The sequence below is a fragment of the Pseudotamlana agarivorans genome, assembly GCF_001642835.1.
In the GTDB taxonomy this organism is placed as follows: domain Bacteria; phylum Bacteroidota; class Bacteroidia; order Flavobacteriales; family Flavobacteriaceae; genus Pseudotamlana; species Pseudotamlana agarivorans.
On record NZ_LXEI01000006.1, the window covers coordinates 32,893 to 55,461 of the forward strand.

General features: G+C 34.7%; 25 protein-coding genes and 1 tRNA gene. 16 read left to right on the forward strand and 10 right to left on the reverse strand.

Annotated elements, in window-relative coordinates; all coding sequences use genetic code 11:
• Window positions 1-204: 204 nt before the first annotated feature.
• The 7 genes from corA to A6I66_RS08190 all read right to left on the reverse strand — a co-directional run bounded on the left by corA (window position 205) and on the right by A6I66_RS08190 (window position 6,222).
• The gene (gene corA / locus A6I66_RS08160) at window positions 205-1,281 is read right to left on the reverse strand and encodes a magnesium/cobalt transporter CorA (RefSeq protein ID WP_067147567.1); all 1,077 of its coding nucleotides are present in this window, start codon (window positions 1,279-1,281) and stop codon (window positions 205-207) included.
• 80 nt (window positions 1,282-1,361) lie between these two features.
• A complete protein-coding gene (locus A6I66_RS08165) occupies window positions 1,362-1,913 on the reverse strand; it encodes a mechanosensitive ion channel domain-containing protein (protein WP_067147570.1) in 552 nt (183 codons plus the stop codon).
• Between the two features lie 340 nt (window positions 1,914-2,253).
• Complete coding sequence (locus A6I66_RS08170; RefSeq protein WP_067147574.1) at window positions 2,254-3,213, reverse strand: septum formation inhibitor Maf; 960 nt, start codon at window positions 3,211-3,213, stop codon at window positions 2,254-2,256.
• A gap of 30 nt (window positions 3,214-3,243) precedes the next feature.
• A complete protein-coding gene (locus A6I66_RS08175; protein WP_067147577.1) occupies window positions 3,244-3,837 on the reverse strand; it encodes a Maf-like protein in 594 nt (197 codons plus the stop codon).
• Between the two features lie 4 nt (window positions 3,838-3,841).
• The gene (locus A6I66_RS08180) at window positions 3,842-4,768 is read right to left on the reverse strand and encodes a geranylgeranylglycerol-phosphate geranylgeranyltransferase (RefSeq protein ID WP_084399590.1); all 927 of its coding nucleotides are present in this window, start codon (window positions 4,766-4,768) and stop codon (window positions 3,842-3,844) included.
• Window positions 4,769-4,943: 175 nt separating this feature from the next.
• Window positions 4,944-5,474, reverse strand: a complete 531-nt coding sequence (locus A6I66_RS08185; RefSeq protein WP_067147579.1) for a KdsC family phosphatase — start codon at window positions 5,472-5,474, stop codon at window positions 4,944-4,946.
• Window positions 5,455-6,222, reverse strand: a complete 768-nt coding sequence (locus tag A6I66_RS08190; RefSeq protein WP_067147582.1) for a Rossmann-like and DUF2520 domain-containing protein — start codon at window positions 6,220-6,222, stop codon at window positions 5,455-5,457. The genes A6I66_RS08185 and A6I66_RS08190 overlap by 20 nt, the downstream gene beginning before the upstream one ends.
• A gap of 57 nt (window positions 6,223-6,279) precedes the next feature.
• On the opposite strand from A6I66_RS08190, the gene A6I66_RS08195 reads away from it, so the two are divergent.
• The 3 genes from A6I66_RS08195 to A6I66_RS08205 all read left to right on the forward strand — a co-directional run bounded on the left by A6I66_RS08195 (window position 6,280) and on the right by A6I66_RS08205 (window position 10,781).
• Window positions 6,280-6,675 carry a group III truncated hemoglobin gene (locus A6I66_RS08195; protein WP_067147585.1) on the forward strand — a complete coding sequence of 132 codons (396 nt, stop codon included), beginning with the start codon at window positions 6,280-6,282 and terminating at the stop codon, window positions 6,673-6,675.
• A gap of 422 nt (window positions 6,676-7,097) precedes the next feature.
• Window positions 7,098-10,301 carry a cytochrome c biogenesis protein gene (ccsA, locus tag A6I66_RS08200; RefSeq protein WP_067147589.1) on the forward strand — a complete coding sequence of 1,068 codons (3,204 nt, stop codon included), beginning with the start codon at window positions 7,098-7,100 and terminating at the stop codon, window positions 10,299-10,301.
• A gap of 72 nt (window positions 10,302-10,373) precedes the next feature.
• A complete protein-coding gene (locus A6I66_RS08205; protein ID WP_067147592.1) occupies window positions 10,374-10,781 on the forward strand; it encodes a DM13 domain-containing protein in 408 nt (135 codons plus the stop codon).
• On the opposite strand, the gene A6I66_RS08210 is transcribed toward A6I66_RS08205, so the two are convergent.
• The gene (locus tag A6I66_RS08210; RefSeq protein WP_067147595.1) at window positions 10,778-11,494 is read right to left on the reverse strand and encodes a DUF3307 domain-containing protein; all 717 of its coding nucleotides are present in this window, start codon (window positions 11,492-11,494) and stop codon (window positions 10,778-10,780) included. The genes A6I66_RS08205 and A6I66_RS08210 overlap by 4 nt on opposite strands.
• Window positions 11,488-12,090: a SatD family protein gene (locus A6I66_RS08215; RefSeq protein ID WP_067147598.1), complete on the reverse strand. Its 603-nt coding sequence runs from the start codon at window positions 12,088-12,090 to the stop codon at window positions 11,488-11,490. The genes A6I66_RS08210 and A6I66_RS08215 overlap by 7 nt, the downstream gene beginning before the upstream one ends.
• Before the next feature lie 207 nt (window positions 12,091-12,297).
• Here A6I66_RS08215 and mscL point away from each other — a divergent pair, with 207 nt between their 5' ends.
• Both mscL and A6I66_RS16750 read left to right on the forward strand, forming a co-directional pair.
• Complete coding sequence (gene mscL / locus A6I66_RS08220; protein ID WP_067147602.1) at window positions 12,298-12,741, forward strand: large conductance mechanosensitive channel protein MscL; 444 nt, start codon at window positions 12,298-12,300, stop codon at window positions 12,739-12,741.
• A gap of 7 nt (window positions 12,742-12,748) precedes the next feature.
• Window positions 12,749-12,913 carry a hypothetical protein gene (locus tag A6I66_RS16750; RefSeq protein WP_169815718.1) on the forward strand — a complete coding sequence of 55 codons (165 nt, stop codon included), beginning with the start codon at window positions 12,749-12,751 and terminating at the stop codon, window positions 12,911-12,913.
• Here the strand turns inward: A6I66_RS16750 and A6I66_RS08225 are convergent.
• Window positions 12,910-13,566, reverse strand: coding sequence for an HAD family hydrolase (locus tag A6I66_RS08225; RefSeq protein ID WP_067147605.1), 657 nt, complete (start codon window positions 13,564-13,566; stop codon window positions 12,910-12,912). The two genes, A6I66_RS16750 and A6I66_RS08225, sit on opposite strands and share 4 nt — an antisense overlap.
• A gap of 241 nt (window positions 13,567-13,807) precedes the next feature.
• Between A6I66_RS08225 and rlmF the strand changes: the two genes are divergently transcribed.
• From rlmF to A6I66_RS08280, 11 genes are all read left to right on the forward strand, one after another.
• On the forward strand, window positions 13,808-14,668 hold the full coding sequence (gene rlmF, locus A6I66_RS08230; protein ID WP_067147607.1) for a 23S rRNA (adenine(1618)-N(6))-methyltransferase RlmF: 861 nt from the start codon (window positions 13,808-13,810) through the stop codon (window positions 14,666-14,668).
• A gap of 367 nt (window positions 14,669-15,035) precedes the next feature.
• Window positions 15,036-15,752 (forward strand): bacillithiol biosynthesis deacetylase BshB1, encoded by a 717-nt coding sequence (gene bshB1 / locus A6I66_RS08235; protein ID WP_067147610.1) that lies wholly within the window; start codon window positions 15,036-15,038, stop codon window positions 15,750-15,752.
• A 113-nt stretch (window positions 15,753-15,865) separates the two neighbouring features.
• A tRNA-His gene (locus A6I66_RS08240) sits at window positions 15,866-15,941 on the forward strand.
• Window positions 15,942-16,096: 155 nt separating this feature from the next.
• Entirely contained in the window at window positions 16,097-16,990 is an 894-nt protein-coding gene (locus A6I66_RS08245) for a MerR family transcriptional regulator (protein WP_067147613.1), read from the forward strand.
• Window positions 16,991-17,193: 203 nt separating this feature from the next.
• Entirely contained in the window at window positions 17,194-18,162 is a 969-nt protein-coding gene (locus A6I66_RS08250) for a fasciclin domain-containing protein (RefSeq protein WP_067147616.1), read from the forward strand.
• Window positions 18,163-18,211: 49 nt separating this feature from the next.
• The gene (locus tag A6I66_RS08255) at window positions 18,212-19,693 is read left to right on the forward strand and encodes a phytoene desaturase family protein (protein WP_067147620.1); all 1,482 of its coding nucleotides are present in this window, start codon (window positions 18,212-18,214) and stop codon (window positions 19,691-19,693) included.
• The gene (locus A6I66_RS08260) at window positions 19,677-20,519 is read left to right on the forward strand and encodes a phytoene/squalene synthase family protein (protein ID WP_067147623.1); all 843 of its coding nucleotides are present in this window, start codon (window positions 19,677-19,679) and stop codon (window positions 20,517-20,519) included. The genes A6I66_RS08255 and A6I66_RS08260 overlap by 17 nt, the downstream gene beginning before the upstream one ends.
• On the forward strand, window positions 20,519-20,956 hold the full coding sequence (locus A6I66_RS08265; RefSeq protein WP_157614148.1) for a hypothetical protein: 438 nt from the start codon (window positions 20,519-20,521) through the stop codon (window positions 20,954-20,956). The genes A6I66_RS08260 and A6I66_RS08265 overlap by 1 nt, the downstream gene beginning before the upstream one ends.
• A complete protein-coding gene (locus tag A6I66_RS08270) occupies window positions 20,953-21,402 on the forward strand; it encodes a sterol desaturase family protein (RefSeq protein WP_067147629.1) in 450 nt (149 codons plus the stop codon). Before A6I66_RS08265 ends, A6I66_RS08270 begins: the two co-directional genes overlap by 4 nt.
• 2 nt (window positions 21,403-21,404) lie before the next feature.
• Window positions 21,405-22,100, forward strand: coding sequence for a lycopene cyclase domain-containing protein (locus tag A6I66_RS08275; protein WP_067147632.1), 696 nt, complete (start codon window positions 21,405-21,407; stop codon window positions 22,098-22,100).
• A complete protein-coding gene (locus A6I66_RS08280; RefSeq protein ID WP_067147635.1) occupies window positions 22,093-22,566 on the forward strand; it encodes a TspO/MBR family protein in 474 nt (157 codons plus the stop codon). Before A6I66_RS08275 ends, A6I66_RS08280 begins: the two co-directional genes overlap by 8 nt.
• The last annotated feature ends 3 nt before the right edge of the window (window positions 22,567-22,569 follow it).

The following is a 22,569-nucleotide window of genomic DNA, read 5'->3' on the forward strand; positions in this document are numbered from 1 at the left end:
TGGGTTGATTTTTTTGGTACAACTATGCTATATAAAATAGCTAACAGAGTGTCTTATAATTTACTTCTACCTCCAAATTAAATTCTTCATTCTTCACTATTAATTATTACTTTCTAACTTTCAATATTCATAGCCCATTCATCAAGCTCGTTGTTAGAAATCCGCAGAGATTAATAATCAATAATCAATAAACAATAATCAATATTACAACCACTTCTTACGCTTAAAGTAATATAACATGCCTAAAAACATGGCAATCATGACACCCCAAACTACAACATAGCCATATTTATAATTTAATTCCGGCATATATTCGAAGTTCATGCCGTAAATACCAGCAATAAAGGTTAGTGGAATAAAAATGGAGGCCATGATGGTTAGTACTTTCATGACTTCGTTCATTTTGTTGCTAATGGCGGTCATATACATATCCATTAAACTGGAAGCCATTTCTCTATAAATGTCTATACTCTCGGAAACTTGAATTAAATGGTCGTAGATATCTCTAAAAAAAGTAACCGTTTTTTTCTCGATAAGCGGATTTTCATTTTTATCAATTTTGATAAGGATTTCTCGAAGTGGAAAAATAGAGCGGCGCATTCGAAGAATTTCATGTTTTAAATCTCGAATTTTTTTACTAGTTTGATCGTCAACATTTCCTGAAAAAATAGCATTTTCAAAGTCTTCCACTTTATCACCTAATAATTCTATGACGCTGAAGTAATGGTCTACAATAGCATCAATTAAAATGTATAATAAATAATCAGAACCCAATGATCTGGCTCTTCCGCGGCCTGCTTTTATGCGTGCTCTAACGGCATCAAAAACATCACCTTCCGATTCTTGGAATGTGAGTACGTAGTTTTTCCCTAACACAAAACTCACTTGTTCCGAAATGATGTTTTCTTCATCATCATCTTTATAATATAGCATTTTCAACACCACAAAAAGGTATTCACCATAGTCGTCGAGTTTAGGGCGCTGGGAAATACTAACAATATCCTCAACCACTAAAGGGTGTAAATTAAAATGATTTCCTAAAGATTCAATGGCATTCACATGGTTTAATCCGTTGAGGTTTACCCATGTCACCGAATCGGAGTTTTTGAAGTTATAACTCTCTTCAACCGAATTCAGCTCCTTAACAATACAGTGGGTTGTATTGTAATCGAAGGCTTCAATAAACAGTTTTTCTTTAGTGCGTTCTCCGGTGTATATTGCACTTCCAGGCGCTTGACCTAATTTTTTTTTAGAATGCTTTGTTCTCGTTTTTTTTGCCATGGAAAAGAAAGTAGTCTGTGTTAAAAAGTATAATGAGTGGTTGATTACGGTTTCCGACTAAGTTAATGAAACTTCATGAATTAAACAGCATCGCCATCATCGTCATGAATGTCATCAATCGCGTCTTTTTGAATTAATGACACTGCCTTTTGAAGCATGAGGTTGTTAGGGTAAGTTACCAAACTTCCGTTATCCAATCTTAAATGAAGTTGAAAGGCTCTAATATCTTCGATAATACCAGTTATAGGGAAATCTTTATCGTGAATTTCTATTTTATCACCCACTTTATAAGGAAAGTTGAAAAACATAATAATACCTGAAGTGATATTACTAAGAATAGACCATATGGCAAAAAGCCCAATGCCTATAACTGCAAAAATAGAAGAAAAAACAACCGCCAGTTCTTTAAATTCGGTTCCGAAAATTAGCGATTCGATTAAAAGACCTACCAATAAAAAATTAACCGTAACATAACGTTTCATTAAGCGAATTCGAGCATCGTTAATGCCGTTTTTTCGAGCCACTTTAGTAATGGTGAAGTTAATGATGTACCGCAAAATCAGTAGTGAAAAAATGACTATTGCCGATACAATAAGTTCGTTTTGATAAGCTTCTTGAAAATTTACAAGCATATAAAATAAGTCGTTTTTAGTTAATCAAAGATACATTGGAATCTTATTTCGTCCTAATAATTCATTTTTTCCATTGATGAAAAAACGAATCAAAAAAATCTAGGCTGACGAAACTTTATCTAAATTTTTTGTTTGTTCCCTAAATTTTAGGAACTCGCCATTAAATTCTGTGATTTCCGGAAAGCCCTAGTTGGCTCAAACAGCCTAAAATTTTGCGGGTACTTCACTTCAAATTTTACGATAAATTTTCGATAGGCCAAAAGCATACCTTTGAAAAACAATCCTTAGATTGATAGTTTAAATTAAATCTTTTAAATAAAAAAGGAACGATTTCAGTGTGTTAAGAATCTAAAAGTAACGATTCTCTTAATTTTTCATCTTTATTATGATTTAAATTCCAATAGGCCGATTTGATGGTTTTTAGTTTGGTTGCCTTGGTAGTAAGTGTTTTTGCTTGATTACCAAATCCGCTGCTAAAGGTTTCCTCCCAACTTAAAATATCATAAGGAAATTTGGGATTAAACATAATTTTTAAGGTGCGTTCTAATTCTGGGTAATGTACAGTATAGCTATCCGCTTCCAAAGTTGCTGTTGCAGCATATTCTTGTAATGGTTTGTGTTTTAATCTGATAAATTCAAAAGCTGGAATGATTTGTAAGTTGCCCGTTGGTAGTGATTGCGGATTGATACGAAGCTGTGTCCAAAGTTCGTTTTCTAAAATAGATTTATTGAGTCGGAAATGTTTATCGGCTTCGCCCTGAAAATAGGAGTGGGAAGCGATTTCAAAAGCCGTTTTGTTATTCAATTGCGTGTAAACGTGTCCGCACCATTCTTGCACCGAAGTAGAAAGTTTTAAAGCATGCTGATTGTTAGAAACGGGATAGAAAACACTCTGCATGATGCTGTAGGGGTAAATGCCCGTATTGAAGTTTTTTGTAGCGTTTAGTTTTAAAACGGGAATGGTTTCATCATTTCGGCGATCGGCTTTAACTTGTATATCTGGAAGAAAATCTTCAGTAACAAAAATTAAAACGGCTGTACCTTGGCGAATTTCTCCGTAACGGGCTTGTTCTAGTTTGTATGAAGATATTTCAGCTTCACCGGCATACCAATAGCTTTTAAATTCTGATGATAATGGGGTTTTTGTTGATGACGTTTTCACGGATTTCGTTTCAGTTACATCAACTTCCGAACTAGAAGATTTATGTTCTGCTGAAGGGTTTTGGTTGCAGGATAGCATCAAAACGCATAACCCAAAGATACTCTGTTTTATAAAGGGTTTAGAAGTAAATAGTTTCATAACAAGGATTTTACCCCTAAAGTTACAATCTTATTTTTCTTCTGCAATGGCGTTTAAAGTTTTATAAACCAGATGTACAGGCAGTCCCATGACATTAAAATAAGAACCTTCTATTTTGGTCACACCAATTTGTCCGATCCAATCCTGAATACCGTAAGCACCTGCTTTATCGAAAGGATGGTCTTTATCAATGTAGTATGAAATTTCATCATCACTTAAAGGTTTAAAAGTAACTTTTGTGATGTTATGCAAGGTTTTTTCGAAGGTCGGGGTTGTAAAACACACCGATGTAATCACTTCGTGTGTCGTATCGCTAAGGGATTTTAAAATACTGAAGGCTTCTTCTGCATTTTCTGGTTTACCTAAGGCTTTGTTGTTGTGCCAAACAATGGTATCGCTGGTAATAAGGATGTCCTTGGCTTGTAACTCATCTTTAAACGGTAAGGCTTTCAGCTGGGCTAAATAATTACTGATTTCAAAATGGGTGAGTCTTGACGGATATTCCTCTTTTATGGGTTTTAAACGAATTTCAAAGTCTAAATCCAAATTCTTAAAGAATTCTTGTCGGCGTGGCGATCCAGAAGCCAAGATAATATGAAAGTTTTTTAAAGCGTCGTTAATCATGAATTTAATTAAGAATTGCAAACTTGTATAAAAGTAAGGAAAGCATCCCGAATAGCATGACTAATTTATAGAGATTACTAAGTTGATGGTAATCTTGCTTCGATTTGGCGTAGCAGGTTTTAATGAAGGTGAAAATTAGCGGCGCGACTACCAGAACTAAAAAATAAATTACCGCCACTTGAACGTTATATAAATTATTGATAACATAACTAATAACGGCTAGGAGCGGAATGAGGCTCAAAATTATTAAAATCGTTCGGGTTCGGGCTCTTCCTATAGCAATGGGTAATGTGTTCATGCCAGCTTTGTAGTCGCCATTAATATCTTCTAGGTCTTTTGCGATTTCTCGAAGCAGATTGAGCATAAAGGCAAATAAGGCATAATGCCAAATGACTTCAAAAAGGGTGAGTTGTATCTCGCGGTTTTGAGGCGTCATCACAGGTAATAAATCAAATAAACCTACAATAATTAAGCTTAACCCAACCAGTACTGAAATAACCAAATTACCAATTAAAGGCATTTGTTTTAAGGTGGAGGAATACACATAAAGCAAAGCGGATATTAAAACGAAAATGGTGAAAAATGGCGCTTTATTAACGGCGTGTGACAAGTAAAACCCTAAGGCAACACCAATAATATTAAAAGCGATGAAAAGATTATACGCTGCTTTTTCTGAAATGCCAGAACCAACAATAATTTTATCGGGCTTATTAACGAAATCGGTTTCAATATCATTAATGTCGTTGATAATATTTCCAGCTGCAGCAATACAAATGGTCGCTAGTGACAAAACTGAAATCCCTACAAAATCCAAAGCCGTATCAACTCCAAAAGGCTCCAAAAGCGCGTACTTGATTAGGAATTGTACTAAGACAATCATAATCAGGTTTTTCCAACGAATAAGATTTAAAAAGGCTTTGATCGGGGGCATGGGGGTGTTTGGTTTCAAGTTTTGAGTTTCAAGTTGCCTTCTTCTACTACTGGTTATTTGTTTGCTTACAGCATAGGGCAACTTATTATTGACTATTGACTTTTAAACTGTGCTTAATTTTTTCTGCCTATCTAATATTTAATATCGTTTAAACTTTAAACCTGAAACCCATAAACTAATGATGATGCGCCGAAAAATTCCCACTCCATTTACTCTGAATTTTCAGAACCTGTTCAATAACATCTCTTACAGCGCCTTCGCCACCTTTTTTATGTGAAATGTATTTTGAAATGTTTTTAATTTCAGGTACGGCGTCTTGCGGACAACAAGGTAGGCCTATAATTTGCATCACCGGGTAGTCTGGAATATCATCGCCCATGTATAGGACGTTTTCAGCGTTGATGTTATTCTTTTTAAAATAATCCTCTAATTGTTCAATTTTATTTTTAGCACCTAAGTAAATGTCTTTAATACCCAGGTTTTCTAATCGAACACGAACACCTTCATTTTTTCCACCAGAAATAATACAAATATTATAACCTTGCGCTGCGGCAGTACTCAAAGCGTAGCCGTCTTTCGTATTCATAGTTCTTAACATTTCTCCAGATGTGGTAACGGTTACCGATCCGTCTGTTAAAACGCCATCAACATCAAAAATAAATGTGGTGATATGTTCTAGGTATTCTTTATAGCTTTTTTCTTCCATGGGTGTTCTGGATTGATTTTGTTAGTAGCTTATAGATGTCTTTATGCTCTTGTTTTTGCAATAATTTTAAATGCGCATTTATAGTTTTTTTGTCGTTGCGCTTAGCGGGGCCTGTTTGTGCCATATATGGCGATATGTCTTGAACTTTTTTAGCTGTTTCCAGAATTAAAGGTTTTAGCATGTCGAATTCGGCACCTTCACTTTCAGTAATTTCATGAGCAATGCGGTAAAGCTGGTTGGTGAAATTATTCACATAAACGGCAGCTAAATGCAGGGTGCGACGTTGATCGCTATTCACCCGCTTGGTTGGAGACCCTAAACTTACAGCTACTTTTTTAAGCAAAGGATAACTTTTTTTATCAATGGTTTCAATGCAAATAGGTACATTGGCGAAATCGACATCGGCATCCATACTAAAGGTTTGTAAAGGATACAGCACGCCACGTTTGAGTTTTTTATCCAAATCGTAAACACCAACGCTTCCCGAAGTATGCACGACCAGCTTGTTCTCAAAAGGTAATTTTGAAGAAAGTTCGGCTATGCTATCATCGCTAACGGTTAGAATATATAGGTCGGCATCAACTAAATCATCTAGATTATCACAGGTGTTAACCTGTTTGTTGTATGGTTTTAGCTTGTCTAAAGTCCGGTTATACCATTGTATTACAGAAACTTCGTTCGTTTTGTTAAACGCTTTAAATAAGTGTGTGGCCACGTTTCCCGCGCCAAGAATTACTACTGAAATCATGCCGCTAAAATAGGTAATATTAGCCTATTTAAAAACCTATTGTTCTATCTTTGTGTTATGGAGAAAAAAGATATAAAAACTAGAGACGACGTGTTTTTGTTAGTCTCCTCTTTCTATGATAAAATCCGTAGCGATGCAGAATTAGGTCCGTTTTTTAATAATTTAATTAAAGATTGGCCTGCGCATATCGAAAATTTAACCAATTTCTGGGAAGCCAGTTTGTTTCTAAAAACCAAGTACTTGGGTAATCCTTTAGAGGCGCATATAAAAGTCGATCAAGAAAATAATCATATCATAAATGAGCGTCATTTCGGACTGTGGCTTAACCTATGGTTTAAAACGATTGACGAACTTTTTGAAGGCGATTACGCCCAAAATGCCAAGCACCGCGCTCGTAAAATGGGCACTTTTTTATACCTAAAAATTTTTGAAGCGCGAGGGAATCTGGGGTAGGTTTAATCGTATTTTACAATCACATAATTTTTCTCTGTGTGTCTCTGTGTAAACTCAGCGAATCTCGGTGTTATAACATTCTTGCACCAAGCTACACCAAGCTACACAGAGAAAACGCAGAGTTTTACGGAGGTTTAAAAGCAAATAGAAGTATTTGTGTGTCTCTGTGAAAACTCAGCGGATCTCAGTGAAATAACATTTTTACACAAAGCAACACAGAGATTAAATTACATAATGAAGCTTTTGTATATCCCAATAAAATAATACATACCTCAAAGTTTCAGAAAGAATGGCGTTACCAATATAAAGGCAGCAATTCAACCTACAACTCATTGAATTAGCCTCTATTTTTTGAATACTTTAACACTTCAAAACAAACTTAAATCCTTAAATTTGCGCGACCTCAAAAAAGGCAATTCATTATGCAGAAAAAACTCGCCAACATTTTATTTTCTACCAAAGTTACAGCCGTTTTATTTATCGTATTTGCAGCTTCTATGGCGGTAGGGACTTTTTTAGATGCCGGACAAGAAACATCACCTACACCTTACACTAGAAACCTAATTTATAACGCTTGGTGGTTTGAAGCCATCATGGGGTTTTTTATTGTTAACTTTTTAGGGAATGTGGTGCGTTTTCGTTTGTACAAAAAGGAAAAATGGGCAACTTTTATTCTGCACTTGGCTTTTATTTTTATTCTTTTAGGTGCTTTTATCACAAGATATATTAGTTACGAAGGGATGATGGCTATTCGTGAGGGTGCTACCGAAAACACGTTCCTTTCTCAAAAAACATACATTACAGCTTTTATTGATGGCGATTATGAAATTGATGGGGTCCCACAGCGTTTACCAATAGAGCGTGAGGTTGATTTTTCAGGACGTATGGAAAATCATTTTGAAATAGACACCAAATACAATCAGCAGCCTGTAAAGATCACTTTAGAAAAATTTATTGTTGGTGCTGAAGAAGATATCGTCCCGAATGAAAACGGCGAAGAATACTTGAAATTAGTAGAAGCAGGAAGCAGTGGACCTCATAATCATTTTCTTAAAGTAGGTGAGGTGCAAAGTGTTCACGGTATTTTAGTGGCTTTAAATAAACCTACTGAAGGCGCGATTAATATCACCTATGCAAATGACGAGCTTACTATTAAATCGCCATTTGAAGGTGAATACATGACCATGGCCACTATGGCTCAAGGTAAATTGGTTAAAGACAGCTTACAACCTTTAATTTTGCGTTCTCGTTATGTTATAGGGAACATGCAAATGGTATTTCCTAAACCGGTTGTAAAAGGAGAGTTTGATGTTGTTGAAGGATCTGCCTTATTAAAAAATAGTTCTACCGATGGTGTTAAACTACGTGTAACCTCTAATGGCGAGTCAAAAACTGTTGCTGTTCTTGGAAATAAAGGAAGTAGCGGAACTTTTAAACAAATTTCAGTTGGAGGTTTAGATATTGCCTTGAAATATGGTTCTAAAGTTTTAGAATTGCCTTTTGCAATAAAACTTAATGATTTTGAAGCCGAACGTTACCCAGGAACAGAAAATGGATACGCTGCTTTCTCTAGTGAAGTAACCGTTATTGATGACACTCAGGATGATTTCGATTATAAAATTTATATGAATAATATCTTAGATCACCGCGGATTTCGCTTTTTCCAATCGAGTTTTGATCCCGATGAAAAAGGTACTATTCTATCTGTAAACCACGATTATTGGGGAACTTTAATAACCTATATTGGTTACTTCATGCTGTACTTTGGTTTGCTTGCTATCATTTTCACTAAACATTCTCGATTTGGAGACTTGAGAAGACAGTTGGCTAAAATAAAATCTAAAAAGGCTAAACTGTTAACGGTATTGGCGCTTTGTTTCAGTTTATCGGGAATCTCTCAAAACCATGATCATGGTGCGCATAGCCCAGACGACGGTCATAATCACTCCAAGCCTACAAAGGAACAAATCGATTCTATTCTTCAGAAAAACATAACCCCTAAAGAACACGCCGATAAATTTGGTCACTTAGTGATTCAGGATTTAAGCGGACGTATGATGCCTATAAACACCTATGCATCCGAGTTATTGCGTAAGTTGAGTAAGCATGATGATTATGAAAATTTTGATGCCAATCAAGTTTTCTTATCCATTCAAGAGAGTCCGATGTTATGGTATAATGTACCTATCATCTACCTAAAGCCTAAAAAGGGCGATTCTATTAGACATTTAATTAATGCGCCTAAAGAAGCGAAGTACGTGGCTTTAGCCGATTTCTTTACTGAAAGAGGCGAGTATAGGTTAGCACCGTTTTTAGAAGAAGCCTATAAAGCACAAGTGCCAAACGGATTTCAAAAGGAATTTAAGGAAACCGACCAACGTGTTAGTTTGCTCTATAATGCTATTGAAGGGATGTCTTTAAAAATTTTCCCAATCCCTGAAGATTCAAATAATAAGTGGATTTCTACTTACGATTATGCTCAGGATATCTCGGTGATTAAAGATTCTTTGTACAGCAATTTTGTGAAAAATGGTTTCAGAACGTATTTATTCAAGCTTAATGAAGCCAAACAAACAGGGAATTTCGATGAAGCCAATAAACTGCTAACGGCGTTTAAGAAAACGCAAGAACGTTATGGCGCCGAGGTGATGCTAAGCGATAAAAAAATTAAAACCGAAATCCTATATAACAAATACGATATCTTTAAAAAGCTATTTAGCTGGTATATGTATGCAGGAACCTTCATGTTTGTGTTACTTATTGTTCAGATTTTTAACGATAAACGCAAATGGGTAAACACCGGTGTAACTATATTTAAGTATATCATTGTGGCACTGTTTGTTTTACATACCGCAGGATTAATTACAAGGTGGTACATTTCGGGACATGCACCTTGGAGTGATGCTTACGAATCGATGATTTATGTGGCTTGGGCGACCATGTTATTCGGATTAATTTTTGGAAGAAAAAGTGATTTAACATTGGCTTCTACGGCTTTTGTGACGTCTATGATATTGATGATTGCCCACTGGAATTGGATGGATCCAGCTATTGCAAACCTACAACCTGTATTAAATAGTTATTGGTTAATGATTCATGTGGCGGTTATCGTGGCAAGTTATGGTCCTTTTACTTTAGGGATGATTTTAGGTATTGTATCGCTGTTTTTAATGATTTTCACGAATAAGGCCAATAAAACTAAAATGGACTTAAACATTAAGGAGCTTACCGTAATAAACGAAATGGCACTTACTGTTGGTTTAGTGATGCTTACTATTGGAAACTTTTTGGGAGGTATGTGGGCTAACGAAAGCTGGGGACGTTATTGGGGTTGGGATCCTAAAGAAACTTGGGCGCTTATTAGTATTATGATTTACGCCTTTGTAATTCACATGCGTTTGGTACCTGGTTTACGTGGACGTTGGATTTATAACCTACTTTCAATTGTAGCTTTTGCGAGTATTTTAATGACTTATTTTGGGGTGAATTTCTACCTGGCTGGACTGCACAGTTATGCTAGTGGTGATCAAATTGTAAGTGTGAAATTTATTGCGATTGCTTGCGTTCTAATCGCTATTTTAGGATTTTTCTCTTACCGAGGATATGCGAAATACTATAAAAAGTAAATTTTTGTGAGCTTGGTGTAAAGTTTGAAGTTTTTTCCGACTTAAAAGGCGTACTAACTTTATACTAATAATATGAAAACCTATTTATTACTTTTTTTAAGCGTATTTACTTTAGCTGCTTGCTCTTCTGATGATGATAGTAACGATAGCACGGATGATATGATGCCGGAGAAGGCTTCGTACCGAGGAGAATTTGAATCTAAGGCGCACCCAACATCGGGGATTGCCGATATAAATGAAGAACATACCCTTTTAAATCTTACTAATTTTAAGTCAGATTCAGGGCCTTCATTGGAACTGTATTTAGCTACCGATGAAAACGCAACGAATTATATTACCTTGGGAGCTATAAAAGGCTTAGATGGGAATTATGAATATGATATCCCAGACAATGTAGATTTTTCAGAATATAACCATGTTATCGTTTGGTGCGTGCCTTTTGGAGTTAATTTTGGGCAGGCCGTTCTGGAAATGAATTAAATTAAATTTGAAATATAATTATAGCCTAAAGCTATTAAAATAGCAAGACCGAAACTTAATAGGGTACCAATTAAAACGTATTCTGTTAATTTTCGGTCTTTTGCTTTTGATAAATCTCCAAAACGAAATACCGATTTTGCTGCTATTAAAAAACCTACACCTTCCCAATGGTTAGTTATAATAAACATAAATACAAACAAGCGTTCTAAAATGCCTATATATGCACCCGCATCTTTTAGTGAAGATTCGTTATCAAAATCTTTCAAATCCCATTTAGAAATAATGGTTTTCATAACTACTGAAGTCACCTGAGTTAAACAAACAAAGCTTGTTAGAAGTAGTAAGGTCTTGGCTTCAAAAATAAAGTGGAGGTCAACTTTAAAAGGGTAATAAATAGACAGAACAAGCCCAATAATAATAAAGTGAGCCAATTGGTCTAGAGCGAATAGTATGCGATTGTTAGTGCGATCGTTTAAATGCAGTTTAGCCAGATCTATTATAAAATGCGAAACCGTAATAAGTGTAATACCTATCCAATAACTGAAATCGAATTGCAACAGAATAATTAGGACTAAAAAATGTACAAAAACATGCCAATAAAGGTATTTAGATCGGTGTTTGTGTTTTTCTTTATGACGAACCCATGCGTTTGGCTGACATACAAAATCACCAATAAAGTGCGCTAAAAATAATTTAAGAGCCAGAACTAACATAGGTTTTGTATTTGTGTTTTATAGTAGTTTAAAAGTTTGTTGAGCTCGTCTAAGCCGGCACGTTTTAAACCCTGACTGATGTTTCCTTGGGTTTTATCAAGGAGTTCTGCCAATTCATTTTGATTGTAGTTAGGGTGCTCTAAAGTGGTTTTTATTAAGGTTGCCGAAGTGCTCGTCCAATGATTTATGGTGAGTTGCGCCAATTCTAACATAATGTTTATGGTGGTGTCAAACTCAGTAAACGGCGATTTTATGGCTAGAGTGGTTTTCTTTAAATTTTCAAAACACTCGCCAGAATTAATAAAGGCTTCTCCGTTAGATTCTGTGATGTTTTTTGAGGTGAACGACTTTTTTCCAAGGCCAATAGCGAGGCGTACATCAATGTTTTTAAACTGTTTTATAGTCGCTTTTATTAAAATACAGGCATTTAAAGCCTCACTAGGAGCAACCTCCAATTGAAAACTATCACCTCTGTAAATCTCCCATTGGCTAGGCGTTTCACCAAAATGGTTTAAAATAGACTTAAGGGCTTCCAGCCAGTTTTGGGGAGAGCTTTCCTTAGAGTTTATTATGTCGCCTGTTATAATGCTTATCATTTTAAAAACTAATGTTTTATCAAATGTATTCTTTTTTATTTAATACAGCAAATTATTAGCTTAAAACCTAATAAACTCAATTATTAGTTAATTCACTAATATTTGTAATTATTAGTCTTTGAGGTGATAAAATCATTCAGTTGAATTTTTAATATTTTTTCTGAAATAGAATATCTTTGCGGTCTTAAAAATCACGATTAATAACCTATGAAATTACTAAAAGAGTTTAAAGAATTTGCCGTAAAGGGGAATATGATAGATATGGCAGTGGGGATTATAATAGGGGCGTCTTTTAATAAGGTGATTGATGTTTTAGTGAAAAAAATATTTTTACCACCTTTATCCTTACTAACTGATGGCGTTAATTTTGAAGATAAAAAACTGATTCTAAAAGACGCTGTTTTAGATGCTTCTGGAGCAATTGCCAAGGAAGAAATTGCAATAGGTTATGGGGCTTTGGGTGAAGCGCTTGTCGATTTTTTAGTTGTAGGTTTTACCGTTTTTGTAGTGGTTAAATTTATGAACCGATTGCGCAAAAGAGCACACGATACCAAGGATAAGGCAGTGGCGCCTCCTAAAGATATTGAGTTATTATCCAGACTTACCTCACTTATGGAAGAGCAAAACGCGTTATTAAAATCTAAAAAATAAAATGGCTATGGCTAAAACAGGAAGAGAAAAAAACACAAAAAATAAAGCCAAACATTCCAAGCTTATGGCTAGAAAAGAAAACAAAAAAAGAGCAGAAGCTACTTTGCGAAAAGAGCGTTTAAAGGCCATTATTCAAAAAGCTAATGCGCAAAAAGATGATGGTGATGCTTAAAAAAGCTTTGTTATTTTATCGTACGAAATCTCTTTGAAATCGGTAATAACCATATCGGCAATAGAGTAATCTTGATTTTTAGAGTGGAAGCTGTCGTAACCCACACAAAAAATATCAGCATTTTTGGCCGCTTTCATCCCATTGGTAGAGTCTTCAATTACCATACATTCTTCTTTTTTGAATCCCGTAGCTTCAGCAGATTTAATAAAAATTTCTGGATGTGGTTTAGATTCTTTTAAATCACCACCGCTAAATTTCGCTGTAAAATATTGATGCAAATCGAATCTATCAAAAATTTGATTGATGCTGGTCATCGCTGCAGAAGATCCTAAAACTAAAGTTAAACCATTACTATGGTAATCCTTAATTAATTCTAAAACCCCGTCAATTAACCCCAAAGAAGAGTTGTGTTCAAAAAAATGTTTAAAATAATGACGCTTACGCTGAACTAAGGTTTCGGGAGCCTGGTCCAAATTAAAATGATCACACAAACGCTTACAAATATTAATGGTAGATTGCCCAGTAAAGGATTCGTATAGTTCTTTTGAAACATCAATACCAACTTCATCAAACATATCATGATAAGCCTTGTTGTGCATGGGTTCGCTGTCAATAATTACCCCATCCATATCAAAAATAACCGCTTTTAACATCTCAATTTTTTTGTGTAAATATAATAAGATTAAAAAGTTTAAAAGGCCTAGTTTCTCGAAAATTGAAGTGAGACTAATTCCGCGAAAGCGAACTCTTAAAAACACTAATTTTTACAAGTACCTTGCATAATTTGAAAATAAGACTCCTTTAAAGCGAAATTATTTTAAACTTTGTAGCCTGAAGGCGTTTAAAGCGTGTATTTTATCATTTAATTGAATTACTATCAAAACACATTCAAATATGCATCCCAAAAACAAGCATAAATCGGGCTACGATCTTGAGGCCTTAATACTCGTGTATCCCGAATTGAAAACCTATGTTTTTGAAAATAAATACAACACCCAAACCATAGATTTTGCGAATCCTAAGGCGGTTAAGGCTTTGAATACGGCTTTGCTTTTTCAACATTATAACATAAAGTTCTGGGAGTTTCCAGACACCAATTTATGTCCGCCTATCCCTGGCCGCGTAGACTATATTCATCATATAGCAAGTTTTTTAGAAGCCTCAGGAATTAACGAAGGTATTAAGGTTTTAGACATTGGTACTGGGGCAAGTTGTATTTATCCTATTTTAGGACAAGCAGAATATGGATGGATCTTTGTGGGCACCGATATTGATGATAAATCCTTAGCTAGTGCTCAGAAAATCATAGATAAAAACAAGTTGAATACTGCGATAAAGCTAAGGAAACAGCAAGATGCTTCTCACATTTTAAAAGGTGTGGTAAATGAAGCTGATAGTTTTTCGGTATCGCTTTGTAATCCGCCATTTTTTAAATCGGAAGCCGAAGCTTTAGAAGCCACTATAAAAAAGTTAAAAGGCTTAAAAAATGAAGCAGGGCAAGTGATCCGAAACTTTTCTGGTACCCAAAATGAATTATGGTATCGGGGAGGCGAGAAGGCTTTTTTACATAATTATATTTTTGAAAGTACCTTTTATAAAGAACAATGCCTTTGGTTTACAAGTTTAGTGTCTAAAAAAGACTTGATACGTGGTTTAAAAACTTCGCTTAAAAAATTAGGTGCTACCGAAGTAAAAGTTATAGAGATGGGACAAGGCAATAAATTGTCTCGAATTATAGCTTGGACTTTTAAATGATTTTATAAAATAAGATTAGAGTCAATAATTAGATAGAAATTCAATTATTGTATTGATTTAAGGTATGTTTTTTATAAAGCGTACTTTTACGGCCTATCGAAAATTTATCGTAAAATTTGAAATGAATACACCGTGAAATTTCAGGCTGTTTGAGCTTAACGGAATTTTGTTATTTGCTATAAGTTTTAAAAGCGAGTTCCTGAAATTTAGGTGTCGAATGAAAAATTTAGATAAAGATTCGTCAGCCTAGATTTTTTTGGTTCGTTTTTTTATCAATGAAAAAAATGAACAGCAAAGTTAATTAGGATAGGCATGAATTGAAGCCATGAAAATTTATTAATTTGTATATTTTATTGAAATTAAATAAATGAAGTTAGATATTTTAGCCATAGGCGCACACCCCGATGACGTCGAATTAGGCTGTGGCGCCACCATAGCCAAAGAAGTTGCTCAAGGCAAAAAGGTAGGTGTTGTCGATTTAACACAAGGGGAGTTAGGTACTAGAGGTACCGCCGAAACTAGAAAAGTGGAAGCTGCCAATGCCGCTAAAATTTTAGGTATTTCGGTTCGAGAAAATTTAGGCTTTTCTGATGCTTTTTTTGTGAACGATCAAGCGCATCAGTTGGAAGTTATAAAAATGATAAGAAAATACAAACCAGAGATGGTGCTTTGTAATGCTATTGATGACAGACATATAGACCATGGTAAAGCCAGTAAATTGGTTAGTGATGCCTGTTTTTTAAGCGGATTAACCAAAATAGAAACTACCTTAGACGGCTTTTTACAAGAGGTATGGCGACCAAAGTTTGTTTATCACTACATCCAATGGAAAAATATAGAACCCGATGTGGTCGTTGATGTTTCTGGTTTTATCGATAAAAAAATGGATGCGGTTTTAGCCTATAAAACCCAATTTTTCGATCCTAAAAGTAAAGCGCCTGAAACACCGATATCTAGCAAAAATTTTACCGATAGTGTTATTTATAGAGCCAGAGACCTAGGGAGATTGATAGGAACCGAGCATGGCGAGGGCTTCACAGTAGAGCGATATCCCGCTGTTAGTAGTTTGTTCGATTTAAAGTAGTTAGCTTTCAAGCGGAAAAAAAATGAAAATTTCTGTAAAATTTTTAAAAAAGTCTTTGTTGGAAAGACTTAAAACGTTTACATTTGCACACGCATTACAAAATGCAGTTACACGGTGGTTGTAGCTCAGTTGGTTAGAGCATCGGTTTGTGGTACCGAGGGTCGTGGGTTCGAATCCCATCTTCCACCCAAAACAAGAGCCTTTCAAGAAATTGAAAGGCTTTTTTTGTGCTTAAATTCTTCAAGAAAAGGGAGAGTTTTAATTTATTTCTAAAATTTCTATCTTCTAAAAACACTATTAATCTATTTTAAATTTTAAATTTGTTTAATAAAAACTGTATATAGTTGAACAATATTAAAAAAGACTTTACAATTAAGGACCTTGAGAATCTCTCAGGTGTAAAAGCGCATACCATTCGTATTTGGGAAAAAAGATATGGTTTACTATCCCCGCAAAGAACCGACACCAATATTAGGTGCTATTCGGCGAAAAGCTTGCAAAAATTACTAAATGTTGTTTTGTTGAATAACAACAATTATAAGATTTCAAAGATTGCCGAGATGTCTGATGAAACCATTCGTATCAAAACAAAAGAATTGGCTATTCACAACGCGATAAACGATGAAGCTATTAATGCGCTTAAGATATCGATGTTTCAGTTTGATAAAGTTTTATTTAATAATGCCTATAACAAACTGCTTCAAAAAAAGAGTTTTCGAGAGATTTTTAAAGATGTGTTTATTCCTTTCTTGAACCACATTGGCCTACTATGGCAAACCGAAACTGTACTGCCAGCACATGAACACTTTATATCTAATATGATTGTTCAGAAAATACAAATCAATATTGAGCAGTTGGCAGCACACCCCGTAGATTCTAGTTCTATTTATGTTTTGTTCTTACCGGAAAACGAAATTCATGAATTGGGACTTATGTTTTTAAACTACGAATTGACGCTACGTGGTCATAGAACGATTTACCTCGGACAAAGTCTACCGCTTAATAATCTGGATTACTTTTTTGAAAGTGAAGATGCCATTTGTTTTGTAACCTGTTTAACGGTCATGCCCTACGATGATAAAGTTATCGGGTATTTTCAGGAAATTAATGACATTCTAAAAGATACCAAGCATCAACTCATTGCTACTGGCGAAAAAACAGCATTAGTGAAAGATGTTGATTTTACAGCAAATATCACTACATATCCTTCACTTCTCGAACTCTTGCAAAGCCTTTAATACCGTCCTTAAATTATTTTGTTTAACTTTATTTTGTAATTGTTAAACAAAATTTATTATCTTTGAATGTGTTTTAGTGTTAGAAGGCACTATTTTTTTTGGCCTTGTATACTTTTGTTTAATTAAAACTATTAAATACTAAACAAAACTACTCTTTAAGGCAGTGTTTATTCAAACGAGTATTAATTAAAAAATTAAACCTTATGTTATTTCAAAGAAAATTAATCAGACTTACTTTATGCTTTCTGTTACTAGTTTCATTATCCTCTTGTAGCAGTGATGATGATTCTAATAATGGAGAAAAACCTTCAACTATTACAGACATTGTATCTGAAAAACCTGAATTATCTAGTTTAGCCGCTGCCTTAGAGGTTGCCGGTTTGGATGATGATTTGGATGGTTCGGGAAGTTTCACCTTATTCGCGCCTAATAATTCAGCCTTTCAAGCATTATTAGATTCCAATGCTTCATGGAATTCCTTAGCTGATGTTCCTGTAGAGACCCTTCAAGCTGTTTTATTATTTCATGTTGTTGGTGATGAAATTAATTCTACCGACTTGTCAAACACCTATGTAAACACCTTGTCTACCGGGCCAAATAGTGAACCTTTATCACTACAAGTTGAAACCACTGGTGGTGTTGTTTTTAATGGTAGTGCTCAGCCCATAAGTGTCGATTATGATGCTACAAATGGTGTGGTACATATTATTGATGAAGTTATGTTGCCTAGTGATATAGTGATGTTGGCTTTAAATAATAATGGCTTTACTTCATTAGTGGCAGCTTTAACCGACAGCAGACATACTACAGATTTTGTTTCAGTACTTTCAGGCGATGGTCCTTTCACCGTTTTTGCACCTACAAATCAAGCTTTTCAAAATTTACTAGACTCTAATAGCGCTTGGAACTCTTTAGCAGATATTCCTATTGCAACTTTAGATGCTGTGTTGAAATATCATGTTATCACACCTGCTAATGTGCAGTCAGATCAATTAAGTAACGGCGATGTTACCATGTTAAGTGGTGGCGAAATCACCATAGATTTATCCAGTGGAGCACAAATAATGACGAGTAGCAATCAAACAGTTAATATTATTGTTAGTCCACAAACAAGTGATGTGCAGGGGACAAATGGTGTTATCCATGCTATTGATTCTGTGCTTTTACCTTAATCAAGACAGATTTGTTTCACAACAAGCTTAGGCAATTAATACCTCACATTTGAAAAAAAATATATACATAATAGGCTCTGGATTTTCAGCATTATCGGCTTCTTGTTATCTAGCGCAAGCAGGATATCACGTAACGATTCTAGAGAAAAATAAAACCGTTGGAGGCCGTGCAAGACAGCTTCTTAGAGACGGATTTACATTCGATATTGGACCGACATGGTACTGGATGCCGGATGTGTTTGAGAAATTTTTCTCAGATTTTAATAAAAAGCCTTGCGATTTTTATGAACTAGAAAGGTTAGACCCTGCTTATCAGGTTTATTTTGATGAGGCAGATGCGATTACCATTCCAGGGCATCTGGAGGCTATTTATAAGGTTTTTGAAAAGGAGGAGCCAGGAAGTTCTAAACACCTTCAAGCTTTTCTTAAGTCTGCCGCCTATAATTATGATGTGTCAATTAATAACTTGGTTTATAAACCAGGAGCCTCAGCTTTAGAATTAGTAACTCCGGAGACTATAACTAAAATTACTCAGTTTTTTTCAAGTTTAAGATCGCAGGTAAGAAAGCATATTAAGAGTAAAAAGCTGATTCAAATTTTAGAGTTTCCGGTTTTGTTCTTGGGGGCAAAACCTAGTAACACCCCTGCGTTTTATAATTTTATGAATTATGCCGATTTCGGATTAGGAACTTGGCACCCGAAAGGTGGTATGTATATGGTTATAGAGGCCATGGTGTCTTTAGCAAAATCGTTAGGTGTAGTCTTTAAAACGGATGCGAATGTTGAAGAAATAAAAGTAAATGATCAAGGAGAAGTTGAAGCTTTGAAGGTAAATGGAGAACGACTAGAAACCTCTATGGTTTTAAGTGGCGCGGATTATCATCATACCGAAACGCTATTACCTAAAAAGTACCGACAATATTCTGAAACCTATTGGAATTCTAAGGTGTTTGCACCGTCTTCCTTGCTATTTTATGTGGGTTTCGATAAAAAAATAGAGCATGTTTGTCATCATACATTGTTTTTTGACACCGATTTTGATACCCATGCTAAAAGTATTTACGATACCCCAGAATGGCCAGAAAAACCCTTGTTTTATGCTAGCTTTCCATCTATTACCGATGCTAGTTTCGCACCAAAAGGTAAAGAAGCGGGGACTTTTTTAATCCCCTTAGCACCAGGCATAAAGGATACGCCTCAAATTCGAGAAGAATACTTTAATCTGATCATAGAACGGTTAGAACGCTTAACAAATCAAAAAGTTCGTGAACACATCATTTTTAAAGAGAGTTTTTGTGTCAACGATTTTATAAAGGACTATAACTCCTATAAAGGTAATGCCTACGGTTTGGCTAATATTTTAACACAAACGGCTTTTTTAAGGCCAAAAATAAAAAGTAAAAAAGTGAAGGGCTTGTTTTTTACAGGACAACTCACAGTGCCAGGTCCCGGAGTACCACCGTCATTAATCTCCGGAAAAATCGCATCAGATTCAATTTTAAAATCTTACAAAAATGAAACAGTTATTTGATGATGTTTCTTACTCATGCAGTAAGCTTGTTACCCAAAAATATAGTACATCCTTTACTTTGGCTACCAGAATGTTGGCACCAAAAATACGTGCAGATATTTATAATATTTATGGTTTTGTTCGCCTTGCCGATGAAATTGTAGATTCCTTTCACGATTACAATAAAGAGGATTTGTTTGCAGAGTTTGAAAATCAATATTACGAATCTAAAAGCAGAGGCATTAGTTTAAATCCTGTAATAAATGCTTTTATTCATACGGTAGATAAATATGATATTCAAGATGATTTGGTGCAGGCTTTTTTAAAAAGCATGAAAGCCGATTTATATAAGACAGCTTATACGAATGTTGATGAATACAAGGCTTATATTTATGGTTCAGCAGATGTGGTAGGACTCATGTGTTTGAAAGTTTTTGTAAATGGAAATCAACAAAAATACGATGAGCTCAAGGATGCTGCCATGCGCTTAGGCTCTGCATTTCAGAAGGTGAATTTTTTAAGGGATTTAAAAGATGATTACGAGGTATTAAACCGTTCATATTTTCCAAATGTTAATTTTTCTTCTTTAGACGATCATTCTAAAGCAACTATTATAAAAGAAATTGAAGAAGATTTTGATTATGCTTTTCATCACGGTGTATTGAAATTACCGGTGGAAGCCAAATTTGGAGTCTATATGGCGTATCGTTACTATTTAAGATTATTAAAAAAATTAAAAAAGGTGTCTTTTTCTGAAATTATGAAAACTAGAATTAGGATTTCTAATGCTATGAAGATGAATTTATTAGCAAGGAGCTATGTCAAGTATAAATTAAATATTATTTAATGAAATTTGTATTTTTAAACCTGATCATTATGATGCTGTTAGGTGCGAATCCGCCAAGTTTTATTCTGGAATATCACGAGGCTTTAACTCCAGAAAAGGAATTGGAATTTATTTCAAAATATGAAAATGATTCTGATGTTGATGTTCAAGCTTACGTCATTTCTTTTAAAATGAAGCAAGCTAAGTACGAACGTTTACCATGGAATAAAGTAAAAGTGTTTAATAGGTATAAAAATCAATTGGATGAGCTCATTTCAAAACATGATAAAAACGTACATTTAAGGTATGTGCGTCTCGTTATTCAAGAAAATATTCCAAGTTTTTTAAATTATAATTCTGATATTGAACAAGATAAAGCCCTTTTAATGAAAGCAATGAAGCATCAAGATGAAACGGATTATTTGGATGATTTTATTGTAAAAAACACCTCGATATGAATGTTTTGATTTATATAGGAACAACGTTGTTAACCTTCATGATTATGGAAGGCGTTACATGGTGTACTCACAAGTACATTATGCATGGTTTTGGTTGGTTTTTACATGCCGATCATCACCAACCCGGTTATCCGCATGTATTTGAGAAAAATGATGCTTTTTTTGTGATTTTCGCTATACCCAGCATTTTGTTATTTTATTTTGGAGTGACCCCAATGTTAAACCCTCTTTTTTTCGTAGGATTAGGCATTTTTTGTTATGGTGTGGCTTATTTTTTAATCCATGATGTTTTAATACATAAGCGTTTTAATTGGTTTAAAAACACCAAAAATTGGTATTTAAAGGGGTTACGAAAAGCCCATCGCATCCACCACAAACACCTCGATAAACCCGACGGTGAATGTTTTGGGATGTTATTGGTGCCTTTCAAATATTTTAAAAGATAAAAGTGAATCACTATTTATACTTAATATTAAATTTCGGCAGTTTAAGTATCCCTTTGCTGTACAGTGTTTTTGAGCAAAAATTTCACTTTATACAGTATTTTAAATCCGCTTTTTATAGCATTTTATTGGTAGCTATACCTTTCTTAATTTGGGATGCTTGGTTTACATCATTAGGGGTTTGGGGATTTAATTCATATTACCATTTATCATTTTTAATTTTTAAAATGCCAATAGAAGAATGGCTGTTTTTCTTTTGCATTCCCTATGCTTGTTTGTTTACGTATGAAGTTATTAAATATTATTTTCCTAATTTAAAAACATCGCGCTTAGTGGCGTCTTCGGTGAGTTGGATATTAATAGTACTAGCAAGTAGTTTGCTTTTATTTCATTTCGGGAAATGGTATACGACCATCAATTTTATATTTTTTATACTCCTGATGGGGTATGGGGTGCTACGGCACTTGGAGACTTTAAGAAGGTATTTGCCGGTATTTTGTATCATATTAGTGCCATTTTTTATAGTTAATGGCGTGCTTACAGGTGGTTTTACTGAAGCGCCAGTCGTGTTTTATGACGATTCTGAAAACCTCGGATTTCGTTTGTTTACCATTCCTTTTGAAGATGCTTTTTACGCTTTCAACTTGCTGTTTTCTGTACAATTACTTTTTAATTTTTTTAAAAGAAAATACCATGCTTAAAAATAAATACATCCGTTTTGCCATTTTCTTAGTTACAAATATACTAGCCTTAGTGATTGGTTCCGTATTAATGAATAATGGACCACAATCTGAATGGTACACCTCATTAAATCAGGCGCCTTGGACACCTCCAGGCTGGGTTTTTGGAGCTGCTTGGTTTACAATCATGTTTCTCTTTGCCTTTTACATGACAAAGCTTAGTTTTCAATTTGAAGCGTTAAGTAGATACCTTATCGCACTCTATAGTTTACAATGGGTATTAAATGTGAGTTGGAATTACATTTTCTTTAATAAACATGAGGTTTTGATAGGGCTCATTACTATTGTGCTGCTCTGGCTTCTCGTCTGTTTTTTTACTTTAGGTTTTCTTAAGAAGCTTAAGTTTTATACGCTTTTAATATGCCCTTATTTGATTTGGATGACTATTGCAACAAGTTTAAATGCTTACATTTTTTTCAATAATTAAGGC

Coding starts and splice junctions, on each gene's coding strand:
- A6I66_RS08165 (WP_067147570.1), bottom strand. CDS start 1,913: ATGCTTGTAAATTTTCAAGAAGCTTATCAAAACGAACTTATTGTATCG.
- A6I66_RS08205 (WP_067147592.1), top strand. CDS start 10,374: ATGAAAACCTATTTATTACTTTTTTTAAGCGTATTTACTTTAGCTGCT.
- A6I66_RS08185 (WP_067147579.1), bottom strand. CDS start 5,474: ATGGAAGAAAAAAGCTATAAAGAATACCTAGAACATATCACCACATTT.
- A6I66_RS08260 (WP_067147623.1), top strand. CDS start 19,677: ATGAAACAGTTATTTGATGATGTTTCTTACTCATGCAGTAAGCTTGTT.
- ccsA (WP_067147589.1), top strand. CDS start 7,098: ATGCAGAAAAAACTCGCCAACATTTTATTTTCTACCAAAGTTACAGCC.
- A6I66_RS08210 (WP_067147595.1), bottom strand. CDS start 11,494: ATGTTAGTTCTGGCTCTTAAATTATTTTTAGCGCACTTTATTGGTGAT.
- A6I66_RS08195 (WP_067147585.1), top strand. CDS start 6,280: ATGGAGAAAAAAGATATAAAAACTAGAGACGACGTGTTTTTGTTAGTC.
- A6I66_RS16750 (WP_169815718.1), top strand. CDS start 12,749: ATGGCTAAAACAGGAAGAGAAAAAAACACAAAAAATAAAGCCAAACAT.
- A6I66_RS08250 (WP_067147616.1), top strand. CDS start 17,194: ATGTTATTTCAAAGAAAATTAATCAGACTTACTTTATGCTTTCTGTTA.
- mscL (WP_067147602.1), top strand. CDS start 12,298: ATGAAATTACTAAAAGAGTTTAAAGAATTTGCCGTAAAGGGGAATATG.
- A6I66_RS08265 (WP_157614148.1), top strand. CDS start 20,519: ATGAAATTTGTATTTTTAAACCTGATCATTATGATGCTGTTAGGTGCG.
- A6I66_RS08215 (WP_067147598.1), bottom strand. CDS start 12,090: ATGATAAGCATTATAACAGGCGACATAATAAACTCTAAGGAAAGCTCT.
- A6I66_RS08280 (WP_067147635.1), top strand. CDS start 22,093: ATGCTTAAAAATAAATACATCCGTTTTGCCATTTTCTTAGTTACAAAT.
- A6I66_RS08190 (WP_067147582.1), bottom strand. CDS start 6,222: ATGATTTCAGTAGTAATTCTTGGCGCGGGAAACGTGGCCACACACTTA.
- A6I66_RS08225 (WP_067147605.1), bottom strand. CDS start 13,566: ATGTTAAAAGCGGTTATTTTTGATATGGATGGGGTAATTATTGACAGC.
- bshB1 (WP_067147610.1), top strand. CDS start 15,036: ATGAAGTTAGATATTTTAGCCATAGGCGCACACCCCGATGACGTCGAA.
- A6I66_RS08180 (WP_084399590.1), bottom strand. CDS start 4,768: ATGCCCCCGATCAAAGCCTTTTTAAATCTTATTCGTTGGAAAAACCTG.
- rlmF (WP_067147607.1), top strand. CDS start 13,808: ATGCATCCCAAAAACAAGCATAAATCGGGCTACGATCTTGAGGCCTTA.
- A6I66_RS08270 (WP_067147629.1), top strand. CDS start 20,953: ATGAATGTTTTGATTTATATAGGAACAACGTTGTTAACCTTCATGATT.
- A6I66_RS08170 (WP_067147574.1), bottom strand. CDS start 3,213: ATGAAACTATTTACTTCTAAACCCTTTATAAAACAGAGTATCTTTGGG.
- A6I66_RS08175 (WP_067147577.1), bottom strand. CDS start 3,837: ATGATTAACGACGCTTTAAAAAACTTTCATATTATCTTGGCTTCTGGA.
- corA (WP_067147567.1), bottom strand. CDS start 1,281: ATGGCAAAAAAAACGAGAACAAAGCATTCTAAAAAAAAATTAGGTCAA.